A 23,244-nucleotide genomic window follows, 5' to 3' on the forward strand; every position below is an offset into this window, starting at 1 on the left:
TATCCTTATTTTTTAGTTCACACGGTAGTACAAATCGTTCCCATTCGTAGCATCACTCTTACTCCAGTAAATGGATTCACTGCCACCTTCTCTTGAAGGAATGAAAAGAATAGGCGTTTCATTCGTTGCCCCAGGCATCCGACTAACTCCGTGTAGATTACCCTCCTTGAAGTAAAAACCAGAAAATTGAACACCATTAACAGCACTACCATTGACCTTCACAATTCCTTGCGCATCAAACTCAATGCTCGTACCGTACTTATTTTTCCAAACTCCCGCTACACTTGAGAAATTTCCAGCTTTGATTTCATCCAGATTCATCCCAGTGCTTGTTTTGGCAGGGGCAGGAGCTGATTCGGCATTTCCATCCACACGCGTTGTATAGTCAAGGGCAATCCAGCCTTGTCCAGATTCCAATTTGCCCCAGGTATGGCCATCCGCATCTACGGTTTCCGTGATGGTGTGAATACCTTTTGCGATCATTCCTGCTGAGGGAGCTGAAGTAGACGGTTCTTTTCGAATACGAAGATCGGCTACGGTAACTTGTACTTGGAAGCTTTCTGATTTTTTCTCTTCTGCTTTAGCTGTTGATTTGGAATCCCCTGAACCATCAAATTTTTTCCAGTCTAGCTTACTGAGGTCTAACTTCTTGGCTGAAATCCCAAGAGCCTGCTCTGCTGTTTCCTTTCCACCAATTTGAATGGTTGCTTTCTTTTCTTCCTTGGCTTCCCCTTTTCCTAGCGAATAAAGGGTTAATTCCATTTCTGGATTAAGGGATTGCCAAGTAGCATAAACGATTTGCCCATTGTCAAAAACTTCTAAACTAGAGCGATAGCCACCTGCAGAAGCCACATAGGCTACATGGAGCAAGGTTGGCTGGTTATCTTTCAAATAATACACCGCAGCGATCGTTTTGCCATCCCCAATCAGCAGTTCGTCATTACCATCACGATTAAGATCTTCAAAAGCATATTGCCACTCATTGGTGCTTCCAAGTGTTTGAAGGTTAAAGACATACGCATATTCTTCTGAAGTTGCTTCAATCTTCTTTAGTTCATTTTGTAAAGCTGTTTGGTCCTTATTATTAATGGCAACCGCATAAGATTTATAGCGATCTAATACCTCTTGATAATACTTCTGACCTGTATCCTTCTTCTCTTTTTTGACCGACGAAGAGCTTGCCGTTTTCGGTTTGCTTTGGCGCTCGTAACGTTTGGGAGCACAGGCAACTAAAGAAAGAATAGAAGCACCTGTTAGGAATGAAATTATCAGTTTTCTCATAGTAGCACCCCTTTAGTCCACACGGTAGAAGAAGTCGCTTGCTTCCCACCCTGCTGATTGACCTGTCCAAATGCGATCTTTTCCGATATCCGAAGGATCTGCTATCTGTTCAACGTATACAGGTAGAGAAGTTCCTGCCGGAATAAATCTTATAATTGCACCACCAACCTTATACTTAGGATTGGCGAAACCTCCACTAAGGTGATTATCCGTTGGTTGAATTCGATTAACCACCATACTTTCACCATTCAGGAAAACCTGATCTGCCGATCCAGCTCCATCAAACACCAGTGTCCAACCTTTCCCATTTCTCCAGGTCCCTGCAATACTTGAAAAATCACCGTTCTGAGTTTCTTGAATGTTCATTCCGCTGCTTTTCTTACTTGAGCTGGCTGATTTAGAACCATCCACCCGCGTTGTATAGTCAAGGGCAATCCAGCCTTGTCCAGATTCTAATTTGCCCCAGGTATGACCATCCGCCTCTACGGTTTCCGTAATGGTGTGAGTTCCTTTTGCGATCATTCCCGCAGATGGAGCTGAAGTAGATGGTTCTTTTCGAATACGAAGATCAGCTACGCTAACTTGTACTTGGAAGCTTTCCGATTTTTTCTCTTCCGATTTTGCTGCTGATTTGGAATCCCCTGAACCTTCAAAAGTTTTCCAGTCCAGCTTACTGAGGTCCAACTGCTTGGCTGAAATCCCAAGAGCTTGTTCTGCCGTTTGGTCCCCACCAATTTGAATGGTTGCTTTCTTTTCTTCCTTGGCTTCCCCTTTTCCTAGCGAATAAAGGGTCAATTCCCGGTCTGGGCTCACAGATTGCCAAGTCGCATAGACGATTTGCCCATTGTCAAAAACATCTAAACTGGAGCGATAACCGCCCACCGCAGCTGTATAAGCTGTATGGAGCAATTCAGCTTTTTGACCCTTGAGGTAATAGATAGCAGAAACATACTGTTTGTTTCCCGTGTATTGATTAGACACCAAGAGCTCATCCACACCATCTTGGTTCAAGTCTGTAAAAGCGTATTGGAAAGTTACGGGAGTTCCCAAGCGTTCCAAGGCATCCAGATAGATATTTTCTTCTGAACCCGATTGTAATTTGCCTAATTCCTCAAATAGGCCTGTTTTATCCCCATTTTTAAGAGCTGTATCATACTTAGCATACCGCTTCAAAACCTCTTGATAATACTTCTGACCTGTATCCTTCTTTTCTTTTTTAACCGATGATGACGTTGCTGTCTTTGGCTTGCTTTGGCGTTCATAACGTTTGGGCGTGCATGCCACTAAAGATAGAACGGACGCACCCGCCAGTAGTGAAATCATAACCTTTTTCATAAAGAATTCCCCATTTAACAATCTTTTTCTTAAAATTATATCATTTTAGGCTGGGTTTCCCCAGCCTAAATAGAATTTTTATTTTGATTCGCGTTTGCGTTTCAATCCAGCAAGACCTAGAGCCATCATAGCTACGCCCATAAGTCCAAGTGCACTTGTAGATTCACCAGTTGATGGCAATTCTTTAGTGTTTGCTTGTTTAGTTTGTTTAACTTGAGGTGTTGCTGGTGTGATTGCACCAGGTGTTACTGTTGCAGTTGGAGTAGTTGTCTTGATTACTTTGTTTTGAGTAGATTCATGACGAACTGGTTCGTTGCGACGAGTTTCGTTTTCGTGTTTGATACGTTCTTGTTCACGACGAATTGTTTCTTCCAATTGTTTTGCTTGAACGAGTTTTTGGTAAGCTTCGAAGACACGTTTGTAATCTTCTTGAGACGCTTTTGCTTTCAATTTTAAAGCTTCGAGTTTTGCAATTTCAGTTTCAAGAGTTGCTTTAGCTTCAGCTGTTTTAGCCTTAGCTTCAGTCAATACTTTTTCAGCTTCGGCAAGTTTCACAGGTGCGTTCTTAAGCAATTCAAGATAATCTTTTGATTCTTTTACTGCTTGTTCAGCTGATTTAACAGCTTGTTTAGCACGTTCAACTTGAGCTTTAGCTTCAGTTGTTGCAAGACCTTTTGCTTTCAAATCGTTTTCGGCATCGATTGCTGATTTGAGAGCTACTTTAAGAGCTTCTTCTTGAGCAATCAATTTAGCTTTAGCGTCTTTCAATTCAGATTCGCGTTGTGCACGAACTTGTTGCAAGTTTGCAAGATTTGATTTAGCTGTTGCGAGTTCATCTTTAGCTGTTTGAAGAGCTTTTGCTGTTTCATTCACTTTAGCTTGAGCGTCAGGCGTTTGTTCTTTTACAGCAAGAGCATCGTCGTATGCGTTTTGAGCTTTCGCGATAGCGTTTTGAGCCGCGTTCAAGGCTGTTTGAGCGTCGACTTGAGCTGATTTTGCAGAAGCAAGGTCGTTCTCAGCAGATTTAACTACTTGGTCAGCAGTTGCTTTCTTAGCTTTAGCTGCTTGAAGCGCTTGTTCTTCTGCTTCAACAGATGATGTTAAAGATGCTTTGTATTCAGCGTCAGTGCTGATGTAGTCACCTTTGTCTTGGTTTGTTGGACGGTTTGTTGACAAGATGTGAACAGAACCTGAGCTTACGCTAAATCCGATACCTGTACCTTCAAGTGAAATCAAGTGTTTAGTATGACCGTTTGCTTGGTCACCATCTGCGAACATCATTTTACGAATAACGTTTGCGATGTCTTGTTTCAAGTTCAACATGTTGTATCCACCCATGTTTTCTTTGTGCCATTCAGGCAAAAGTCCACCGAGGGATTCAGCTGCGTTATACGGACGGAGAACTGAGTATTGGTGACCCCAGTTTTTAGCGAAGTTGAATTTGTCAGGTGTTCCGCCGTTGTCTGCGTAGAACTTAGAGTATCCACGCGCGATAGCGTCTGCAAATTCTTGACCACCAACTGTTAATTGGATTGGTGTGTGTGCTTTACCCGGTTCGCGTTGAGACCAGTATTGTTGGTTAAGGTCGTTCAACATTTGAGATACGAATTCAGCAATTTCTTTACGTTGAGCCGCTGTAAGGTTTTCAAGGTCAACTTTATCTTTGTTTGTTCCAAGAGCTGTTTTGTTGTAGGCATCCCAGTTAATTTCAGGTTGCAATTTCATGAATTCATCTGCATGAGAGATGAACCAAGCGTAATCCTTAATGTCATGTTTTGCGTATTCGGCAGGAATGACAATTTTACGGAGAGCTTCGTCTTGTTGCAATTTAGCAACTTTTTCTTGATAAGCCGCGTTTGCTTCGTCAAGTGCTTTTTGAGCTTCATCGACTTCAGATTGAGCGACACCTGCTTTAGCTTTTGTTTCAGCGAGAGCTTTTTCTTTTGCTTTTACGTTAGCTTTTGCATCAGCGAGACCTTGTTCAAGCGCAGGAACGTTCTTTTCAGTGCGTTCTTTATCGAGAGCTGATTTTGTTTCATCAATTTTAGCTTGACGAGATGCGTCGAAGTCTTTTGCGCGAGTCAATTCGTCTTGAGCTGCTTTATTCACAGACTCAGCATCTTTCACTTTATTCCCCGCAATCGTCACTGTTTCTTGTGCTCTGGTCAATGTTGTTTCATTTAGAGCTTGTTCTGCCTTCTTAACTTCTTCCTTGGCTGATGCGACTTTTGCTTTTTCATCTTCTACTTTTTTAGTAGCTTCTTCATAAGTTTTTTCTGATTCAGCTTCTGCTGTCTCAGCTGATTTCACACCTTCTTCAGCCGTTTTTACACTTTCTTCAGCTGATTTTACCCCAGCCTCTTTTGTTTTAATGGCTTCTTCAGCTTTGGCAATATTTTCAGGGGTTGCTTCCTTCGCAACTTCTTTTGTTTTTTCATAGGTTGCTGCAGCCGTTTCTTCAGCAGCTTCAGCTTCTTTAGCCTTTTGATCTGCCACACTGACAACCTTTTCTTGTTCCGTTACTTGTTTAGCCGTTTCATCAGCTTTCTCTCTTGCTGTATCGACTACCTCTTTTGTAACCTCAGCAGTCTTATCGATATTTGAAGTAGTTACCGGTGTTTCTGTATGCGGTTGAGCAACTGTCGTTTCCTCAGCTTGTACAACTGAAGTTACAGCAGTTGCAGCAATAATAGTAGCACCGATAGCAATACTTTTCTTTGTTGATTTATTCATAATTATATCCCTTCTATTTACTTTCCTACCTATATTTTCCGGATTTTTTATCTTCCATAACGAATATTCTCAAGTTCACTTGCTACAGCACGTGATGCAGCAGCCGCTTCTTGTGTTTCTGCAATTTGTCTTGCACTTAAAATATTTGCATGTTCTTGAAGCTTGATCATCCGTTCTTGATTAATAATCTGCTCTTTCTCAAGTTCGATCATCTCTGCCTCAAAGGCTCGACGTGCTTCTCGGTCTAAATATGTATCATATAAATTAATCGCTTCTTTTATGTTATCTGCTTTAAAGTTATTAAACGCGTGAATTAGATAATTCACTGCATCTAGTGCGTAATAATCCTTAGGGTACCATCCTTGACCAATTGCTACAGCTTGATTCCGGAAATTTTCCATCAAACGTCCCTCTTGCTGATAGGCCAATTCTAATCGTTGATTTTCTGCAACCACTGCTTGGTAATCTCTTAAATGCTGTTCATTTTTATTACGAATACCTTTATTCACAAACGCAATCATTAATTCCAGCTTATTTTGAATGATAAAATAAGTGGCTACAATTGACACTCCAAGTAGAATTAATGTTATAGGATTAGGAGTCAAAAGCAAACGTAGAGGGAATACAAGTAAGATCCCTCCCATAATCAGTGTCGCTGGATAAATCCAGCTATCCTTTGAACCTTTCATACGACGAAATAATAGAAATAAAAATCCTGATAAGAACAAAACTTCAAAGATAATATCACCGATTAATCGATTCACAGCACCAAGTAAGATGACATACAATAAATCCCCTAATAGTATCGAAATACTTGAAAATACCATAATTGAAAAAGCAAGCTTGAGGGATTTATGAGACAATGTGTTTTCGTTATATTCATCTTGTTGAATCAATTTAGCTGTTCTCATTTGATTAACAAGTGTAACTTGACGTGAACGGGCTTGAATAAATCCCAATATATTCTCACGAATGAGTTCTAATTTAGAGACAATTTCTTCTCTTGTTTCCATTAATAACCTCCTCTATCACTAATTAGCAACATTTTACTAAAATTTTGAATATAAGAATTGCCACAAAAAATTATTAAGCAATCCTTATATTCTTTAGAGCCATTAGTGTTGAGTATTGCATGAAATGCAATACTCTGATGTACTAAGTATATCAGAGTATTGCATGAAATGCAATACTCTGATGTACTAAGTATATCAGCGAAATTCCAATCCATGCCTTACCTAAATATAGTGGTTAAACTTAAGTTTTTTAATCTTAACTTTTTTCCAGCTCTTTTCAAGATTTTTACACAAGCATTTTCCCCTCTCCCTCTATGTTTCTGCCCTTTTTTCTGATATACTTAGTATAGTTATTTGATCAAAAGGAGAACACTATGGAATTAAAAAAACGTTCTGAATTTCCTGAGAACGAACTCTGGGACCTCACAGCCCTCTACCAAGACCAGGAAGACTTCTTGCGTGCCATTGAAAAAACACGTGAAGAAATCAATGAATTTGTCCGTAACTACAAAGGCAACCTCCACACCTTTGAAGACTTTGAAGCTGCCTTTACAGTCTTTGAACAAATTCAGATCCAACTCAGCCACATTGGCAACTACAGCTTTATGCCCCAAACGACGGACTTTGGCGATGAAACTTTTGCGGAAATTGCCCAAGCAGGGATGGATTTCGAAACTTGGGCCAGCGTTGAACTTTCCTTCTTTGACGATGCTTTGGTAGAAGCGGATGAAGAAGTCCTTGAACGTCTCGGACAACTCCCTCACCTCACTTTTGCCATTCGTCAGGCTAAAATCAAAAAAGCTCACTACTTGGGAGCTGATGTGGAAAAAACTCTGACCAACCTTGGTGAAGTCTTCTACGGACCGCAAGACATCTATACCAAGATGCGGGCAGGTGACTTTGAAATGGCTGATTTTGAAGTAGATGGAAAAGTTTACAAGAATAGCTTTGTCACCTATGAAAACTTCTACCAAAACCATGAGAATGCGGAAGTCCGTGAAAAAGCCTTTCGTTCCTTCTCAGAAGGTCTCCGCAAGCACCAAAACACGGCTGCTGCTACCTATCTAGCCCAAGTCAAATCTGAAAAACTAATCGCAGATATGCGAGGCTACGATTCCGTATTTGACTATCTCTTAGCTGAGCAGGAAGTGGATCGTGCCATGTTTGATCGTCAGATTGACCTGATCATGAAGGATTTCGCTCCAGTAGCTCAAAAATTCCTCAAACACGTGGCCAAGGTCAACGGCCTTGAGAAAATGACCTTTGCTGATTGGAAGTTGGACTTGGACAGTGCGCTCAACCCAGATGTTACCATTGATGATGCTTATGATTTGGTCATGAAATCCGTGGAACCTCTTGGCGAAGAATATTCCCGCGAAATCGCCCGCTACCAAACCGAACGTTGGGTCGACTTTGCGGCCAATGAAGGCAAGGATTCTGGTGGTTATGCAGCCGATCCTTACCGTGTCCATCCTTATGTCCTCATGAGTTGGACAGGACGGATGAGCGATGTTTATACCCTGATCCACGAGATTGGACACTCTGGTCAATTCATCTTCTCAGACAACAACCAAAGCTACTTCAACGCCCACATGTCGACCTACTATGTGGAAGCTCCTTCTACCTTTAATGAACTCCTCCTTAGCGACTACTTGGAACACCAGTTTGACGATCCTCGTCAAAAACGCTTTGCCCTAGCTCACCGTTTGACAGACACCTACTTCCACAACTTCATCACCCACTTGCTAGAAGCAGCTTTCCAACGCAAGGTCTACACCCTGATTGAAGAAGGTGGAACCTTCGGCGCTAGCAAGCTCAACAGCATCATGAAGGAAGTCTTGACCGAATTCTGGGGAGACGCTGTTGAAATCGATGACGATGCAGCTCTAACATGGATGCGCCAAAGCCACTACTACATGGGACTTTACAGCTACACCTACTCAGCTGGCTTGGTTATCTCAACAGCAGGTTACCTGCACTTGAAGGACTCTGAAAACGGAGCCAAAGATTGGCTAGATCTCCTTAAATCAGGTGGTAGCAAGACCCCACTTGAGTCAGCCATGATTATCGGAGCAGATATCTCAACCGACAAACCACTTCGCGATACCATCCAATTCCTTTCAGACACTGTGGATCAAATCATTGCCTACAGTGCAGAATTGGGAGAATAAAATTCAAAAAAAAAGCTAAAGAAGGTTCATTCCTCTTTAGCTTTTTTGCTTTTTAACTCAACTCTGCCACAATGGCCTTAATTTGCGCTGCGGTATGCACTCCTGCTACTTGTTTAACAACCTGTCCATCTTTTTTAAAGAGCAAGGTTGGGATGGACATAATGCCGAAAGCACGAGCTGTTTCTGGATTTTCATCCACATCCATTTTTAGGATTTTTAACTCATCTTCCGAAAGTTCTTCCGATAATTTTTCTAAAATAGGAGCTTGCATGCGACATGGACCACACCAGGTTGCCCAAAAGTCTACCAAGACCAAGCCTTCTTTTGTTTCTGCTTCAAATGTTGCGTCTGTAATTGCTTTTGCCATTTTCTTTCTCCTTTAGTTTTGGTACTGGGTCAAATCTTGCTTCATTAAATAGAAGAAAACATCTCCGTAAGTCCCTTGGTAATCCAACTCATGCCCATTATAGGTCAGTTTCACAACAGGATAAAAATCTGCTACCCCAATCAAGCAGGCTTGTTGGGAGCGTTCAAACTCTTCGTAGGAATCAAAATGCATGACTCTTTCTTGTTTTGCACCGTCTAGATATGTAATTTCAATCATATCGATAACCTCTATTTCTTATGATGCATCAATTGTAACTCTAGATATTACATCTGTCAAACAAAACGACTTCCTCAGAATGATGGATCTTGTTCGATAAGGAAAAGACAAGAAAACAGCCCCCTGAATCCAGAGAGCTCCATTCTTGCTGGATAGAACGTTTCTAGACAAGGCGACGAACCGAAGATTGTACTATAATTCTAGTGAAAAAGAAAAGTCACCCTATAATAGAGTAACTTTTTTTGTATTCAATTGAACACGGCCTAAGCACTTGGCAAAAAAGATAAAATCTCCTAGAAGCTGAAGCTTCTTCGTCAATTTTCCTATTTTTGCTTTGTGCTTTTGACGGCCTTTGTATCTTGAATTAACGACGAAGTCCAAGAGAGTTGATCAACTCACGGTAACGGTTAACGTCGTTTGTACGAAGGTAAGCCAACAAGTTACGACGGCGACCGATTTTCTTCATCAAACCACGGTAAGTAGCGTGGTCTTTTTTGTGTTGTTTGATATGTTCGTTCAAGTGGTTGATTTCCCAAGTAAGGACAGCAACTTGTACTTCTACTGAACCAGTGTCACCTTCGTGACGTGCGTATTGTGCAATGATTTCATTTTTTTTCTCTTTTGAGATTGCCATGATAAGCTCCTTTTCTTTATGCTCTATCCGAGTGGCAGGTTTGGCATATCCTGCTACCAAGAAAGAGTTAGTTGTCTATTCGACTTTCTTATTCTACCAAGATTTCATCTTTCTGTCAAACACTTATGTTTCCTTTGAGAGGAGCTTTTCACTTTTCTAAAAAGAACCTTGGGAATTTGGACAGTTTGATGGATCATTCTTCAAGCAACTTATTCAAAAAGACAAATATCTTTTAGGATATTTGCCTTTTATCGGTATGAAGCTTATTTCTCTTTCCGTTTACCACGCAAGAGCAAAGCCAAAGCAAAAATTGCTAAGAGGGCACCGAGTATGGTCAATCCGTAAGCAACAACTTCACCAGTTGATGGAAGAATTTTTTTCTTTCCTTCTTTTGGTGTAGTTGGAGTTTCTGGTTTTTCCGGTGTGCTTGGCGGCGTTGTTGGTGGTGTCGTCGGTGGAGTTGTAGGAGGTGTTGTTGGCGGTGTCGTTGGTGGGGTTGTAGGCGGTGTCGTTGGCGGTGTGCTTGGTGGTGTGCTTGGTGGTGTGGTAGGAGGTGTTGTTGGTGGTGTATGACGATTCGTTACCGTGAAACCATCAATGTTGCTTATATAACCTGCTACTGGATCCTCTGTAATCGTGTAGGCAATCTTCTTACCTTCCTTGTATACAGGTAGATCCGTGAAGCTTGCCTGCCAATTATCAGTAGCTGTGATTTCTTTTACAGCTACTTCTTGACCATCCGCAAGGAGACGAACTGTGATTTTTTCAGGACGAAGACCATCTTTATTGTCTGCATCATCCCAGATCTTCTTGACCGCTACTTCTGTTACTTCTGGTGTGCGGCTATTGGTAATCACTACATTTCCCTTGTTACTGTCATCGACCGTACTAGTATAGCCTTTGACTGTTCCAACTTCTTTCACTAGGTACTGAATCTCTTTGCCTTTCGCTTTTAGAGGCAAATTGCTAAAGGTATGGGTCCAGTTATTTTTAGCAGAAAGTTCCACTTCTTTTCCTTGAGCTTTGCCATCTGCATAGAGCTGTACCTTAATGGCGCTTGGACGTTTGCCATCTTGGTCATTGTTGTCTTCCCAACGTTTTGTAACAGTAACGCTGGTTTTACCTGGCTTGTAGCTATTGGTAATGATTGTTCCATCAATCGCAGCAGAGTAATTGGCTACTGTGTCTTCTGTGACTGTGTAGACAATTTGTTTGCCGTGATTGTATTTTGGAAGATTGGTAAAGACTGTCTTCCAATCAGTCGCTGCACTTAGCTCTTGGCTAGCTACTTCTGTACCATCTGCAAGGAGACGAACAGTGACCTTGTCAGGACGAACGCCATCTTGGTTATCATTGTCTTTCCAAACTTTCGTTACTGGAATCTCAACAACTTCTGGTGTCCGACTGTTGGTAATATTGGTTCCTTCAATAGTCGCTTCATAGCCTTCAACAGGTTCTTCTGAAACAGTGTAGGCAATGACATTGCCAGCATCATCGACCACATCGAGATTATCAAAATGATAAGCCCAAGTTCCTGTAGCATCTGGTTTCACTTCTTTAGAAGCGACTTTGACACCATTTGCTAGGAGATTGACTGTGATTTTTGATGGACGCTTGCCATCTTGGTTGTCATTATCATTCCATGTCTTTTGGCCAGCAACGCTTGTTTTTTCTTTTTGGTTCACAACATCACGAGTAATCGCAAGGTCATTTCCAAAATCATCCTTGCTGATCTTGATAGGTTCTTCTGAGAGAACATAACCTGCTGGAGCTTGAATTTCTTGAACCGTATAAGCTTGTTTGATCAAGCCAGTAATGGTGCCAACACCATTCTCATCTGTCGTAATGGTTCCCACTTGCTCACCAGTATCATCTGCTGTCACAGCAAAGACGGCACCGGCAAGCGCTTGACCATTTTCACCTTTTTTGTGAATGGTGAAGGAGTATTTCTCACCATTGAATTTTCCATCAAGGAACTGATACAGAATGTCTGCAACCTTATTTTGTTCCTTGATTTCTGTAGCTGTCATGCTAGCATTGTTTTTAAAGGATGTATTGATGGCTGGAACCTTGTCCAGATAGACATCATAGCGAACAGTCATCCCTTGTTCAGGAGCTAGATCGCCAATATGAATCGTTAGAGAACGACCATCAGCGCTGACAACAGGAGAATAATTCTTCGTGACATTTGTGGTATCTTTTAAATGATAAGCCCCATCTTCATCACTGACCTGCCAAGTTCCTGTATGGATGTTGACAGAATCTGCTTTGATCTTCCCATCTGTAAAGGCCAATTGGTCTTTAATGTCAATATTATGAAGGGCTGTGTGGCCTTGATTGATGTTCAAGGTATAGGTCAATTTTAATTTATCATCTGAGTTGGTCCAACCCCATTTGCTAAAGACTTCTGGAGTAGGAGGATTCTCACCTGGATTGACCCCTTTGTAATCGATATTCCCACCTGAAATCACTTTCTTATCGATCGTAAGAGTAAAATCAAGTGTCTTTTGTCCTTTGACGACTTGGTGGTCAACACGCGCAAAGAAACGCAGTTTCCCTGTCACATTGGCCATTCTTTCAGGATAGTCTGTATAGGTTACTGTGATGACCTTTCTTTGATCGTCTACCGTTGCTGTCGCAACTTTTTGACCACTTGGATCCAGCAGGTCAATGGTGTCCGTTTCAAAGACCTTAAAGCCATCTCCAAGTTGGATAACGGTCTGATCTCCCTTTTTTACACGTCCATTTGGCAACACAAAGTTTGCTTCAACTTGAAAACTCTCCCAAACACCGAGTGGATCTGTAATCGCTCCACCAGTTGATTTCGAGATGTTTACAGATGTCACAACATCATTGATCGTATCTGCATGGACTTTAGCTGGACTATTGGGTTTGGCAAATCCTAAAGCCGCTAGTAAAAATAGGGCAACTGTTGTCACAACAGAATAGAGCCACTTTTTCATAAACGATTTTTCTCCTTTTTCTACGTTTACTAGATAAGGTATGTGAGTCGAAAAATTATCACTACATATTGTGATTTTTTACACAACCTATCTTTTTTCATTATAATCGATTTACTTTGAGAAGACAAGCTAATATATATGCTTTTTGTATTTTAAGTACATTTTTTTGAAACAAATAAAAAATAGCAGTCTGTAGGAATCAGACTGCTTGGTTTTTTGCTTATAAGGGAACTCCGAAGACCTCTAGGGACTTGAGTTCAGAAGGATGGAGCCTCCGCCATTCTCCCAATTGAAGAGTTGGATCTAGCGTTAGAGGACCCATAGAAATACGCTCTAAATCCACCACTTCCTTGCCACAGGCAGCGACCATGCGCTTGACCTGATGGAATTTTCCTTCAGCGATTTCGATTTCGACGTAGGAGCTGGCATTTGCCTCATTCACCTCTACGATCTGCAATCTCGCGGGCAAGGTCGTGAAATCTTTGAGGGCAATGCCTGCTTCAAAACGGGCTACATCTGCCTCATCCATGATCCCAGCCACCTGGGCACGGTAGATCTTCGACACATGCTTCTTTGGCGAAAGCATGGCATGGGCGAGCTTGCCATTATTGGTCAAAAGGAGCAAGCCATGGGTATCGATATCCAGGCGCCCGACAGGAAAAACTTCCTTGTGACGGGCTGTCTCATCCAATAAGTCCAGCACAGTTTGGTGATGGTCATCTTCAGTCGCTGAGATGACCCCAGCTGGTTTATTGAGCAGATAATACACAAAGGTTTCATGGACCAGATTTTCCCCCATAAAGGTCACCTGATCCTTGTCTGGATCAATCTGTAGCTTCCCTGCTGTCTCTTTTTTTCCATTCACTGCGATTTTCTTTTGCTTGAGGAGTTGCTTGACCTCGGTCCTGCTCCCCACGCCGCAATCCACTAAAAATTTATCTAGCCGCATAATTACTTCCCGCTCTTTCGCACAATCCAAAGGCCAAAAAAGGAAACCAGGATCATGAGGATACCAGAAAATCCAAAAATGAAGACTGGAGCAGATGAGATCGTCCCTAATAGACTAAGGACAAAGGTCGTTGCGATCGAACCTGTACTACATCCCAAAACCGCAATGGACGTTGCCTGGCTCAAGACCCCTGCTGGCATCTTATCAGATAAGACATTGTAAACTGTTGTCAAAGCCACACTGTAGGCGAAGCCAGAAGCAATGGTTACAAGGGCAAGAATCAAGAGATTTGGAGAGACCCCGATCAACATTTGGGCCACACCAAAAGCTACTCCCGAAACTAATAATAAACGATCGCGGAATAGTTGGGTCAAGGGCGAGAAGGCCAAACCTGCCAAGATTCCAACAAATTGCATGGCTGCTAAAATAAGCCCTGCAGTTTGGGCAGTGCCATGACCAACTTGCTCCACTACACTTGGAATCCGGATGGTTATCATGACATTAGACAAGACGATTGACGCCGCGACGACTGCTAGGCCAAGCGCTGTCCGCCATTGACTAGCTGTCATTTGATCATTCCGATGTTTCTCCTCTGCATCCACTGTTTTCGAACCATAAGGGACAAATAAGAGATACAAGAGCAAGATAGGAATACTGATTCCATAGACGAGAAAGGCAGCCTGCCAGCCAAAGCGGATCAAAAGGCTAACCCCAAAGGTCAGAACTGCTGTCCCGACAACTTCTGCAGAGCCACGAATGCCAAGTGTTTGGACACGTTCTTTTCCTTTATAGCGCTCACTGATAATGGCAATGGCAGAAACATTGAGTAAGCCAACCGCCATCCCGAAAATAATCCGAGACAAAAAGACAACCGGATAAGCTGGACTGATTAAGGGAATAAAGCCACATAGAGCGTAAGCGACTAGGCCTATCACAATCATCTGACGCTCTGAAAATAGTCGCCCAATCCATTTATTGAAAATGAGTGAAACCATGATCCCTGCAGAAGGAAGCGAGACCAAGAGCTCAATCATGCTGTGAGGAATTTCCTTGTAATAGGCAAACATGGCCGACTGCGCACTCGAAATCGAAAACGAAGTCGTCAATATAAATGAAAGCGCAAGAATACTCACTTTCTCCATGATTCTTTTCATTATTTTTTCCTTTAAACTATTCTTTTTTTCACACTCCTCCTATAATAACACGAGCTAGTGACAGGACGCAATAGATTGAATTAAAAAAACGAAATGATTTTTCAATCATTTCGTTCGTGCTAGTAATTGTGAGGCGAAGACTCCTGTTAGGAGCATCAAAGCACCAATCCAGACAAAGAGCAGATGATTGGAAGGAGCTAGTGGCGTCACCAACTGGATGAAGAAAGAAGAGACGGCTGATCCAAGATTGCAGCCAATCAAGACAAGCGAGGTCGCAAGATTCAGAAGATTAGTCGGAATTTTTTCAGATAAGTGATAGAAGATACTGGTTACTCCTGTACTGTAGGTAAATCCTGCCAAGAGGGTTCCTAGAACCAGGCTCCACAGCTGTCCAGACAAGCCAATCAAGGCTAACGCTAGACCGAAACCAAAGCACATGATCATGAGCAAGTTCTTTTTGAAAACATGTGTCAAACTAGCAAAGCCCACTCCCGCTACAATCCCTGTCAATTGCATCAGACTTAGGACTGTTCCAGCTGTTGTCGCTGTTCCCATACGAGCGTCAACAATGATATCCGGCACGCGCAGGCTAATGATGGAATTGAAACAAATGATGATACCAGCAATCACGGCTAGCATCAGACTAAAACGCCATTGAGGGGAGCGAAGGCGTGCGGAACCTTTCTTTTTCTCCTTCAAGCTAGCCTGTTTTTTCCCCTTAGGATAGGGGACAAAAAGGATATAGAGGAGTAAAATCAAGTAACCACCTCCATATACAGCAAAGATCGCTGGCCAGCCTAGGGGTAAGAGTTGTCCCACCATAAAAGTCAAGATGGCAGAACCCACCACTTCAGCAGACCCCCGATAGCCCAGCATCCGAGTCTTGTCATTGCCTGAGTAGCGTTCACTGATAATCGAAATAGCCTTGGCATTGATCATTCCTGTCCCCAAACCAAAGAGAAAACGACTCAGAAAGATGAGAGGATAGTCCTGCACGACCAAAGGCACAAGGCCGCTAGTTGAAAAGAGCAAGAGCCCTGCGACAATCATCTGGCGCTCACTCATCCACCGCTCGATCAGGCTATTTAAAAAGAGCATGACCACAACCGCAAAGGCCGGCAGGGAAACCAAGAGTTCCACCTGTCCTGCTGAATATCCGAATTGGCTGAAATAGGCCTTCATAGCTGGCAAACCGGCTGTAATTGAAAAAGATGAGATCAGCATGAGCGACAAGCTCAAGAGACTGATTCTTTCCATTGTTTTTTTCATTTTTTTATTTCCTACACTTTACTGGTAACATTTGACTTTACTAGTTTTTTTTAGGAAAGATTCAAACTAGTATTTTCAATAGAATCCTAGTATAATCGATTTAGAAATAGAAAAACAGGACATTTGTCCTATTTTAGGAGATTGAGATGAAAAAAATTTCCCCATCTACAAGACTCAAGGAAATCATCACAGACTACCAATTGGACCAGATCTTTCCAGGCGACTGTCTTAGCCAGCTGGACCTCGTTCTCTATCAGGCTGGAGATTATATCTGCCGCCAAGGTTCTGAACAAGATGTCATTCCTTATTTTCTCAAAGGTCGGCTCAAGATCGTCCACAGTCTTGAAAACGGTAGCGACACCATCCTTGAAATCCAAGAAAAACCTGGACTCTTAGGAGAGATTGAGCTCCTGCTCGATCGGGTCTGTATCACATCGGTCATTGCAGACCAAGACTCGCTAGTCGTTCAGCTCCCAGCCCAGCACTTTAAGAAGCGCCTCCTGCTTGATCCAACCTTTTTGCGCTCTACGGCCAAGACCTTGGCTGAGAAATTGCACCAGATCAACTATTTGGCTCCTGCCAACTTTCATTATTCGGTCAAGGAACGCCTCGCTACGCATTTTCTGGAGCATTGCGATGAAAATGGGACCCTCAAGCCCAAGATGAATCAGCTGGCTCTGCGTTTTGGGATCAGCTACCGCCACCTTAGCCGCGTCATCAAGCAGATGATCGAAGAGGGCTTAGTCCAAAGAGAAGGACGGATCTATACGATTTTAGATGCAAAAAGGATGAGTGATTTGTCCATCAAACATGCGGAAACCGTCGACAGATAACTTTAATTTTAGGCTCTTTTGTGTTATCATGGAGGGTAGAAAGAAAGTGAGAGTAAAACGATGAAAGCAATTGAAAAAGTTACAAGAGCGTCCCATTTGATTGATATGGATGACATTATCCGCGAAGGAAATCCAACACTTCGAGCGGTTGCGGAAGATGTGACCTTCCCTTTGTCTGATCAGGAAATTATCCTGGGTGAAAAAATGATGCAATTCTTGCACCATTCTCAAGACCCTGTTATGGCTGAAAAACTTGGCCTCCGTGGAGGAGTGGGACTCGCAGCACCACAGTTGGATATCTCTAAACGAATCATCGCTGTTTTGGTTCCCAATCCAGAAGATGCCGATGGCAACCCACCAAAAGAAGCCTATAGCCTTCAAGAAGTCATGTACAATCCAAAGGTTGTCGCTCATTCTGTTCAAGATGCAGCGCTTGGCGACGGGGAAGGCTGTCTCTCAGTAGACCGCAACGTCCCAGGATATGTGGTTCGCCATGCCCGCGTGACCGTTGAGTATTTCACAAAAGATGGGGAAAAGAAACGCATCAAACTCAAAGGCTACAACTCCATCGTTGTTCAACATGAAATCGACCACACCAACGGCATCATGTTCTATGACCGCATCAACCCAAACAATCCATTTGAAATCAAAGAAGGCCTCTTGATTCTAGAATAGCGCAAATGACAAAAAGTAAGGTAGTAGTGAAATATCACTACTACCTTACTTTTTTTACGAGACTGCGCCTACCGATTTCTGTCTCTTGGCACAGTGGTTGATTGACGGCACTCGAACCTTTCGGTTCTTCGTCCAGTCTAATCAACTGTGTGGGGGCAGGACTACGAAATCGAGACTGCGTCTACCGATTTCTGTCCTGCTCCCTATATTGCCCAATCTCCGTTGCGGAAGACTGGGACACGGGTGCCGTCTTCTCGGATGCCGTCGATATCCATTTGGCTTGAGCCGATCATGAAGTCAACGTGGACGTCTGAGCGGTTGAGGCCGGCTGCTTCGAGTTCTTCTTCTGTGAATTCTGCGCCACCTTCTACACTGGTAGCATAGGCTGCTCCGATGGCCAAGTGGTTAGAGGCATTTTCATCAAAGAGGGTGTTAAAGAAGGTAATGCCTGATTGGGAAATTGGGCTTGGATCTGGGACGAGGGCACATTCACCCAAGGCACGCGCTCCCTTGTTTTTGAAGACCAAATCTTTCATGACTTGATCGCCTTTTTCTGCTGTGATATCTACGATTTCTCCATTTTCAAAGGTCACTTTGATGCCTTCGATGATGTTTCCATTGTAGCTAAGCGGTTTTGTAGACGTTACATAGCCTTCTGCACGACGGAAGTCAGGAGCTGTGAAGACCTCTTCTGTCGGCATGTTTGGCAAGAAGCTTTCACCTTGGGCATTGATGGCTCCGGCAGATTCCCAGACGTGGTTTTTCGGCAAGCCAAGAGTCAAGTCAGTTCCTGGCGCAGTGTAGTGAAGGGCTGAGAATTGTTCCTTATTCAGTGTATCTGCCTTGCTCTTCAAAATAGCAGCATGCTCTTCCCAAGCCTTGACTGGATCTTCTTCGTATACCCGGCAAGTCTTGAAGATTTGATCCCAAAGGAGATCCACTGCTTCTTCATCGCTCGCCGCATTTGGGAAGACCTTTTTCGCCCATTCTAAACCTGCTGCAGCAGCAACGGTCCAGCTGACCTTGTTAGATTGAGTAGCGATGCGCATTGGTTTCATGGCCATGCCCAAAGCCTTAGCCGAGGCAGAAAGCTTCTCTGCATCAACACCATTTAAGGCACCTGGATCAGACGAGCGCACACCCAAGCGACTAGCTTTGTGGTCTAAGAGGTAGTTCATCTCCGCAATCTTGTAGTCTGGCACATTGTCCAAACGATCCATCGGTGCATGGAGGAATTTTTCCCGGGTAGTGAAATCATCTGCCCATTGGACAATCACTTCATGCGCCCCCAAGGCATAGGCTTCCTTCACGATCAAGTGGGCCAATTCTCTTTGTTCCACATCGATGTTCAAGACCAAGGTATGCCCAGGTTGCACATTGATACCGTTCGCCACTAACAATTTAGCGTATTTTTCGAGGTTTTCTTTAAAATTTGGTAAAACCATTGTTTTCTCCTTCATAAGTGAATGATCTCCTCCTAGTATACCATAAGTCCATGTAAAAAGAGAGTGGGACAGAAATCGATAATTCGTTAGAATTCGATTTCGTCGTCCCACCTCCGCACAGTTGAGTAGGGCTGTAAAAGCTGATGAAATCAGCGTAGTAGAGCCCACTCAACCACTGCGTCTTGCTCGACAATCCAAAAATAATTGAGAGGCTAGGACTTTTGTCCCAGCCTCTTTTTTCTTGTTCCTTCAGCTTAAGGAAGAACATAGCCTTGATCATCCACGGTATGGGGTTGCTCTGAACTGCTATTCTCTCTCAAAGCTTCCAAATCTTGATCCAAAATGGAATTGTAGTCTGTACTACCTTCACGGGTTACCCGAGTTGATACTTGGCGCAAGAGTTTTTCATTGAGATTGCGGACCCAGCGACCATTACTATGGTCATTGGCACGCATATAATTCCCTTTCACAATCTCTCCATAAAGGGCTTCATTGACCTGGTAACCTTGCTTACGCAATCCTAACAAACCGATCTCCACGATCTCATCTGGGCTGTAGTCTTCAAAATCAAATGTAGTTGGGATCCGGCTTTGTAGACCTGAATTGACCTGCAAGAAGTCGTGCATCTCTTTCGTGTAACCAGCAAAGATAATGACGATATCGCGGCGGTGATCCTCCATAAATTTGAGGACTTCGTCCAAGGCTTCCTTCCCAAAATCGTCATTTAAACCGGTATAAAGCGTATAGGCCTCATCGATAAAGAGGACTCCACCCAGTGCACTTTCTAGGACTTCGCGCGTCTTCAAGGCTGTTTGACCTTGGTAGCCTCCAACCAGATTGCTCCGGGATACTTCGATAAACTTCTTCTGCTTGATAACCCCCTTTTGGAAGAGGATATTACCCAAAATGCGGGCCACAGTCGTTTTCCCTGTACCGGGGTTTCCAAGAAAGAGAGAGTGCAAGGTCGTATCTTCAACGATGCCACCTTGTTCAGCCCGTTTTTGGTTGAACTCAGCCATGGCCACGAATTGTTCAACTTGCTCTTTCACCTTAGCAATTCCAACCAAACGGTTGAGGGCAGCCATCCCATCTTCTTCCTTGTCGGCTCCTGCTTGATACTTACCTTGGTTAAGGACAGCATCAATATCGCTATTGAGGATGGTCTCAATATCGTCAGAACCTTGGGCCACCACCCGATCTGCCATGGTCTTGGTCAATTGCTCATCCAGGTTACGGATCCAGCGACCATTGCTCTTATCTAGCGAGCCATCATAAGCCCGTTTAACATGCCGCGCATAGTAATCCCGGTCTTCGAGTTTGTAGTCTCCTTTGCTCAGGATCATTTCACCTAGTTGGACAATCTCATCTCCTGTGAAATCTTCAAAGATGAAATTATTTGGTACCCGAGAACGAAGGCCTGGATTGGTCTTTAAGAACTCTTCCATTTCCTTGGTATAGCCGGCAAAGATAATCATGATGTCGTCACGATTGTCCTCCATAAATTTGAGGATGGTATTGATCGCCTCGATCCCAAAGTCCGCACCGCTGTCCTTTTTATCCAAGCTATAGGCTTCATCAATAAAGAGAATGCCTCCTCGCGCTTTTTCAAGCAGGGCTTGGGTCTGTTCAGCCGTTCCTCCAATATTCGAAGAAATCAGATCGGACTCCGTTGCTTCCACGAAACGGAATTCTTCCCCTGAGAGGACACCCGCATCAAAGAGCACTTGTCCCAACAGACGGGCCACAGTGGTTTTCCCTGTACCAGGATTTCCCATAAAGGCAGCATGCAAGGTTTGCTTTTCAGGTGCCTTGCCACTGGCGATTCGTTTCTTGTTAAATTCCACCATGTTGATCATTTTCTTGATCTCATGTTTGACTTTTTCAAGACCAATCAGGCTATTGAGTTCCTGAAGAGCATCTTGTTTCTTCTCTGGTCCAGAGTCTCTTGCGGTGGTTGGAGCCACCGTTGCATCCATTGCCTGTCCCGTAGCAACGACTTGCGCATTGCCCTTGGCCACTTCTCTGCCAATGAGATAGTCACATCCATCCTCGATTTCCTTGGTCAGATCACGCGCATCGCCCTGCCTATAGGTCACGGTACCCACCTTCGCAAAAGCTCCACCTTGAAGCCGTATATTAGGATCCGCAATCTTATGACAAATCATATGCTCAGCCATCAGCACACCATCATCAAAAACTCCAAATGAAATGGTTTGGGCATTCTCATTCAAGAAGGTTGTTTCTCCAGTCAGGGAAGCAAAGGATTCTTCATAGACGCATAAAAATTCTGTAAATGTAGCCTGGTGAGCTCGGATCATACTATTGAATGAATTGATGGAGGTCATACGATCCGAATCCGAATTGAATTGCACATTATTGTCAAGACAGACCCCAGTACCGGTAGGCAGCTCAATTTTACAGTTTTCAGACTCCCAGATGACATTCCTCAACCAAACTGGTGGAAAATCCTTTTCCAGATCCCCGCCTGTAATCGTTGAATTTTTTGCAATCACTTCTGAGTCCTTGGCATGGATGGTATTATTCCCAAATTTTTCAATATGGACATTTTCTAAGGTCAATTTAGATCCTTCTGACAGATCTATCTTAGAAAAAATCGTTGAATTGCGAATAGACAATTCCGAAGCGGACATACCGATGGCACTTTGGTGTTTTTCCGGAACCTTCATCCCGACTCCTTCCAGTGTCAACTTCGAATGCGTATCCATATAGATAAAAAATTCATTATTTGTTGGAGTGGTTGCTTCAAAATAGACCTGTTTACAGGTGATATCTGAGCTATTCCATAAGAGCAAGGTAGTATAATTCCCACCAACTTTAAACCACAGATCTTCAAATGTCACCTGAGCTCCCTCTACAAATCGGAAGGAAGCCTCAATCGTGTTGTTAAACATGCGCCCATTGCCATTTGGATTTGGGACCACATGCCCCACAAAATGAAGGTTCTTGTCGATCTCGATCACTTTATTTGTCGGCCATTGAAAGACATACCCATTTTCAAACTCGATGGTATCACCATCCTGCGCTTTTTCAAGCGCATCCATAAAATTCCAACTATTATTGTAAGGACCTACTAAATATCTTGCCACGCGCTTCTCCTCTGTTTCATTCTTTTGGAAGAACATCCATTGTTTTTCTGTTTCCTATTTACAAACACTTGTCACTAAAAATTGTAACACAATCCAGATCCAAAGAAAACACTTATCCGGTCTGAACGGACTTAAAAACCTCTATTTTCAAAAAGAAAATAGAGGCTATCATCTAATCTTTCAAGGCTGAAAATAAGCCAGCTAGAGCAATCACTCCTGAGAGCATGGCAGTGGAAAGGAGCAGCACATTGTCTGCCACTTCTAGCTTGTACTCAAAGACTTTTTCAGCTGGTTTGTCTTCTGCAAAAATTTCTAACTTCATGTTCTCCTCCTTTGTTTCTAGAACAAATCACTGTGACTTCCTGTCCTCAGCAAGTTTAAAATCAATTCATCCTGATCTACTTTGTAAACCAAAAGCCAATCCGGCTGGATATGACACTCCCGAACACCTTGGAAATGCTTGGAATTGGTCAATTGATGGTCACGATATCTGACAGGAAGTTCTTTTTCTTGAACCAGAAAATTCAAAACTTCTTCTAACAGTTCTGCCTTCAAACCTCGCTTCATTGCTAACTTAAAATCTTTTTTAAACTGTTTATGATAACGAATCTTAAGCACGCAAGTCCTCCATCAAGTCTGAGACCGATTCAAAGGGCTGACTCATATTCCGATTTTGCTCTACATCCGTTACTACTTGGAGCAACTTACCACGATCGTCTAATCGAACATCAAAAGGTAAGCCCTGATATTGAATAGCCTGACGAAGGAAAATGTTGATAGCCGTGGTCATATCCATCCCTAAATGATTAAATACCAGTTGGGCTTGCTCCTTAACCTCACTATCCAAACGGATACTCATGCTCGTCTTTGACATATTCTCACCTTCTTTCTATCTTTTATTGTATCAAAAAAGAAGGCTATTGTAAATCCATAGGATATACAATGGATAGCTGTAAACTAAAATATAGTAAAGAAATAAAATTAGTATCCCAAATATGGGAGATCTCAGCCTGAGTTTTAGTTTTAGAATATAATGTTGCTATCATATATTAAGAGGTGAAAAATATGAAGCAGATTA

The 23,244-nt window shown here is 43.0% G+C and carries 19 protein-coding genes; 3 read left to right on the forward strand and 16 right to left on the reverse strand.

Annotated elements, in window-relative coordinates; all coding sequences use genetic code 11:
* Positions 1 to 12 precede the first annotated feature (12 nt).
* The 4 genes from O3629_RS02690 to O3629_RS02705 all read right to left on the reverse strand — a co-directional run bounded on the left by O3629_RS02690 (position 13) and on the right by O3629_RS02705 (position 6,362).
* Positions 13 to 1,281, reverse strand: coding sequence for a DUF6287 domain-containing protein (locus O3629_RS02690; RefSeq protein WP_371608675.1), 1,269 nt, complete (start codon positions 1,279 to 1,281; stop codon positions 13 to 15).
* 12 nt (positions 1,282 to 1,293) lie between these two features.
* Complete coding sequence (locus O3629_RS02695; protein ID WP_371608676.1) at positions 1,294 to 2,616, reverse strand: DUF6287 domain-containing protein; 1,323 nt, start codon at positions 2,614 to 2,616, stop codon at positions 1,294 to 1,296.
* Between the two features lie 78 nt (positions 2,617 to 2,694).
* Complete coding sequence (locus O3629_RS02700; protein WP_371608677.1) at positions 2,695 to 5,349, reverse strand: SEC10/PgrA surface exclusion domain-containing protein; 2,655 nt, start codon at positions 5,347 to 5,349, stop codon at positions 2,695 to 2,697.
* 47 nt (positions 5,350 to 5,396) lie between these two features.
* Complete coding sequence (locus O3629_RS02705) at positions 5,397 to 6,362, reverse strand: hypothetical protein (protein ID WP_024054789.1); 966 nt, start codon at positions 6,360 to 6,362, stop codon at positions 5,397 to 5,399.
* A 374-nt stretch (positions 6,363 to 6,736) separates the two neighbouring features.
* On the opposite strand from O3629_RS02705, the gene pepF reads away from it, so the two are divergent.
* Positions 6,737 to 8,533: an oligoendopeptidase F gene (gene pepF / locus O3629_RS02710; RefSeq protein WP_371608678.1), complete on the forward strand. Its 1,797-nt coding sequence runs from the start codon at positions 6,737 to 6,739 to the stop codon at positions 8,531 to 8,533.
* Between the two features lie 52 nt (positions 8,534 to 8,585).
* Here the strand turns inward: pepF and trxA are convergent, their stop codons facing one another.
* The 7 genes from trxA to O3629_RS02745 form a co-directional block, all read right to left on the reverse strand.
* Positions 8,586 to 8,900, reverse strand: a complete 315-nt coding sequence (gene trxA, locus O3629_RS02715; RefSeq protein WP_003013593.1) for a thioredoxin — start codon at positions 8,898 to 8,900, stop codon at positions 8,586 to 8,588.
* 12 nt (positions 8,901 to 8,912) lie between these two features.
* Positions 8,913 to 9,137 (reverse strand): DUF4649 family protein, encoded by a 225-nt coding sequence (locus O3629_RS02720; protein ID WP_247913517.1) that lies wholly within the window; start codon positions 9,135 to 9,137, stop codon positions 8,913 to 8,915.
* 364 nt (positions 9,138 to 9,501) lie between these two features.
* Positions 9,502 to 9,771 carry a 30S ribosomal protein S15 gene (gene rpsO / locus O3629_RS02725; protein WP_003004251.1) on the reverse strand — a complete coding sequence of 90 codons (270 nt, stop codon included), beginning with the start codon at positions 9,769 to 9,771 and terminating at the stop codon, positions 9,502 to 9,504.
* A gap of 263 nt (positions 9,772 to 10,034) precedes the next feature.
* Positions 10,035 to 12,734 (reverse strand): Cna B-type domain-containing protein, encoded by a 2,700-nt coding sequence (locus O3629_RS02730; protein WP_371608679.1) that lies wholly within the window; start codon positions 12,732 to 12,734, stop codon positions 10,035 to 10,037.
* A 220-nt stretch (positions 12,735 to 12,954) separates the two neighbouring features.
* Positions 12,955 to 13,683, reverse strand: coding sequence for a pseudouridine synthase (locus O3629_RS02735; RefSeq protein ID WP_371608680.1), 729 nt, complete (start codon positions 13,681 to 13,683; stop codon positions 12,955 to 12,957).
* Between the two features lie 2 nt (positions 13,684 to 13,685).
* Positions 13,686 to 14,837: an MFS transporter gene (locus tag O3629_RS02740; protein ID WP_371608681.1), complete on the reverse strand. Its 1,152-nt coding sequence runs from the start codon at positions 14,835 to 14,837 to the stop codon at positions 13,686 to 13,688.
* Positions 14,838 to 14,942: 105 nt separating this feature from the next.
* The gene (locus tag O3629_RS02745; RefSeq protein ID WP_195623639.1) at positions 14,943 to 16,106 is read right to left on the reverse strand and encodes an MFS transporter; all 1,164 of its coding nucleotides are present in this window, start codon (positions 16,104 to 16,106) and stop codon (positions 14,943 to 14,945) included.
* A 146-nt stretch (positions 16,107 to 16,252) separates the two neighbouring features.
* Between O3629_RS02745 and O3629_RS02750 the strand changes: the two genes are divergently transcribed.
* Together O3629_RS02750 and def are read left to right on the forward strand one after the other, a co-directional pair.
* The gene (locus tag O3629_RS02750) at positions 16,253 to 16,939 is read left to right on the forward strand and encodes a cyclic nucleotide-binding domain-containing protein (RefSeq protein WP_371608682.1); all 687 of its coding nucleotides are present in this window, start codon (positions 16,253 to 16,255) and stop codon (positions 16,937 to 16,939) included.
* Between the two features lie 60 nt (positions 16,940 to 16,999).
* Positions 17,000 to 17,614, forward strand: a complete 615-nt coding sequence (gene def, locus O3629_RS02755) for a peptide deformylase (RefSeq protein WP_003004253.1) — start codon at positions 17,000 to 17,002, stop codon at positions 17,612 to 17,614.
* 203 nt (positions 17,615 to 17,817) lie between these two features.
* Here the strand turns inward: def and O3629_RS02760 are convergent, their stop codons facing one another.
* The 5 genes from O3629_RS02760 to O3629_RS02780 all read right to left on the reverse strand — a co-directional run bounded on the left by O3629_RS02760 (position 17,818) and on the right by O3629_RS02780 (position 23,040).
* Positions 17,818 to 19,059 (reverse strand): aminopeptidase, encoded by a 1,242-nt coding sequence (locus tag O3629_RS02760; RefSeq protein WP_061590964.1) that lies wholly within the window; start codon positions 19,057 to 19,059, stop codon positions 17,818 to 17,820.
* Between the two features lie 254 nt (positions 19,060 to 19,313).
* The gene (locus tag O3629_RS02765) at positions 19,314 to 22,166 is read right to left on the reverse strand and encodes an AAA family ATPase (RefSeq protein ID WP_371608683.1); all 2,853 of its coding nucleotides are present in this window, start codon (positions 22,164 to 22,166) and stop codon (positions 19,314 to 19,316) included.
* Positions 22,167 to 22,338: 172 nt separating this feature from the next.
* Entirely contained in the window at positions 22,339 to 22,488 is a 150-nt protein-coding gene (locus O3629_RS02770; protein ID WP_371608684.1) for a hypothetical protein, read from the reverse strand.
* Between the two features lie 17 nt (positions 22,489 to 22,505).
* Positions 22,506 to 22,784, reverse strand: coding sequence for a type II toxin-antitoxin system YafQ family toxin (locus tag O3629_RS02775; protein WP_003016081.1), 279 nt, complete (start codon positions 22,782 to 22,784; stop codon positions 22,506 to 22,508).
* The gene (locus O3629_RS02780) at positions 22,777 to 23,040 is read right to left on the reverse strand and encodes a type II toxin-antitoxin system RelB/DinJ family antitoxin (protein ID WP_003016112.1); all 264 of its coding nucleotides are present in this window, start codon (positions 23,038 to 23,040) and stop codon (positions 22,777 to 22,779) included. The genes O3629_RS02775 and O3629_RS02780 overlap by 8 nt, the downstream gene beginning before the upstream one ends.
* Positions 23,041 to 23,244: the final 204 nt, after the last annotated feature.

The sequence above is a fragment of the Streptococcus sp. 27098_8_12 genome (genome assembly GCF_041432115.1).
In the GTDB taxonomy this organism is placed as follows: domain Bacteria; phylum Bacillota; class Bacilli; order Lactobacillales; family Streptococcaceae; genus Streptococcus; species Streptococcus parasanguinis_V.

What these genes read in the sequence shown, in the direction of transcription:
- O3629_RS02700 (WP_371608677.1), bottom strand. Translation starts at nt 5,349, where the DNA reads ATGAATAAATCAACAAAGAAAAGTATTGCTATCGGTGCTACTATTATT.
- O3629_RS02705 (WP_024054789.1), bottom strand. Translation starts at nt 6,362, where the DNA reads ATGGAAACAAGAGAAGAAATTGTCTCTAAATTAGAACTCATTCGTGAG.
- O3629_RS02720 (WP_247913517.1), bottom strand. Translation starts at nt 9,137, where the DNA reads ATGATTGAAATTACATATCTAGACGGTGCAAAACAAGAAAGAGTCATG.
- O3629_RS02690 (WP_371608675.1), bottom strand. Translation starts at nt 1,281, where the DNA reads ATGAGAAAACTGATAATTTCATTCCTAACAGGTGCTTCTATTCTTTCT.
- O3629_RS02750 (WP_371608682.1), top strand. Translation starts at nt 16,253, where the DNA reads ATGAAAAAAATTTCCCCATCTACAAGACTCAAGGAAATCATCACAGAC.
- O3629_RS02760 (WP_061590964.1), bottom strand. Translation starts at nt 19,059, where the DNA reads ATGGTTTTACCAAATTTTAAAGAAAACCTCGAAAAATACGCTAAATTG.
- O3629_RS02740 (WP_371608681.1), bottom strand. Translation starts at nt 14,837, where the DNA reads ATGAAAAGAATCATGGAGAAAGTGAGTATTCTTGCGCTTTCATTTATA.
- O3629_RS02780 (WP_003016112.1), bottom strand. Translation starts at nt 23,040, where the DNA reads ATGTCAAAGACGAGCATGAGTATCCGTTTGGATAGTGAGGTTAAGGAG.
- def (WP_003004253.1), top strand. Translation starts at nt 17,000, where the DNA reads ATGAAAGCAATTGAAAAAGTTACAAGAGCGTCCCATTTGATTGATATG.
- O3629_RS02770 (WP_371608684.1), bottom strand. Translation starts at nt 22,488, where the DNA reads ATGAAGTTAGAAATTTTTGCAGAAGACAAACCAGCTGAAAAAGTCTTT.
- rpsO (WP_003004251.1), bottom strand. Translation starts at nt 9,771, where the DNA reads ATGGCAATCTCAAAAGAGAAAAAAAATGAAATCATTGCACAATACGCA.
- pepF (WP_371608678.1), top strand. Translation starts at nt 6,737, where the DNA reads ATGGAATTAAAAAAACGTTCTGAATTTCCTGAGAACGAACTCTGGGAC.
- trxA (WP_003013593.1), bottom strand. Translation starts at nt 8,900, where the DNA reads ATGGCAAAAGCAATTACAGACGCAACATTTGAAGCAGAAACAAAAGAA.
- O3629_RS02735 (WP_371608680.1), bottom strand. Translation starts at nt 13,683, where the DNA reads ATGCGGCTAGATAAATTTTTAGTGGATTGCGGCGTGGGGAGCAGGACC.
- O3629_RS02695 (WP_371608676.1), bottom strand. Translation starts at nt 2,616, where the DNA reads ATGAAAAAGGTTATGATTTCACTACTGGCGGGTGCGTCCGTTCTATCT.
- O3629_RS02730 (WP_371608679.1), bottom strand. Translation starts at nt 12,734, where the DNA reads ATGAAAAAGTGGCTCTATTCTGTTGTGACAACAGTTGCCCTATTTTTA.
- O3629_RS02745 (WP_195623639.1), bottom strand. Translation starts at nt 16,106, where the DNA reads ATGAAAAAAACAATGGAAAGAATCAGTCTCTTGAGCTTGTCGCTCATG.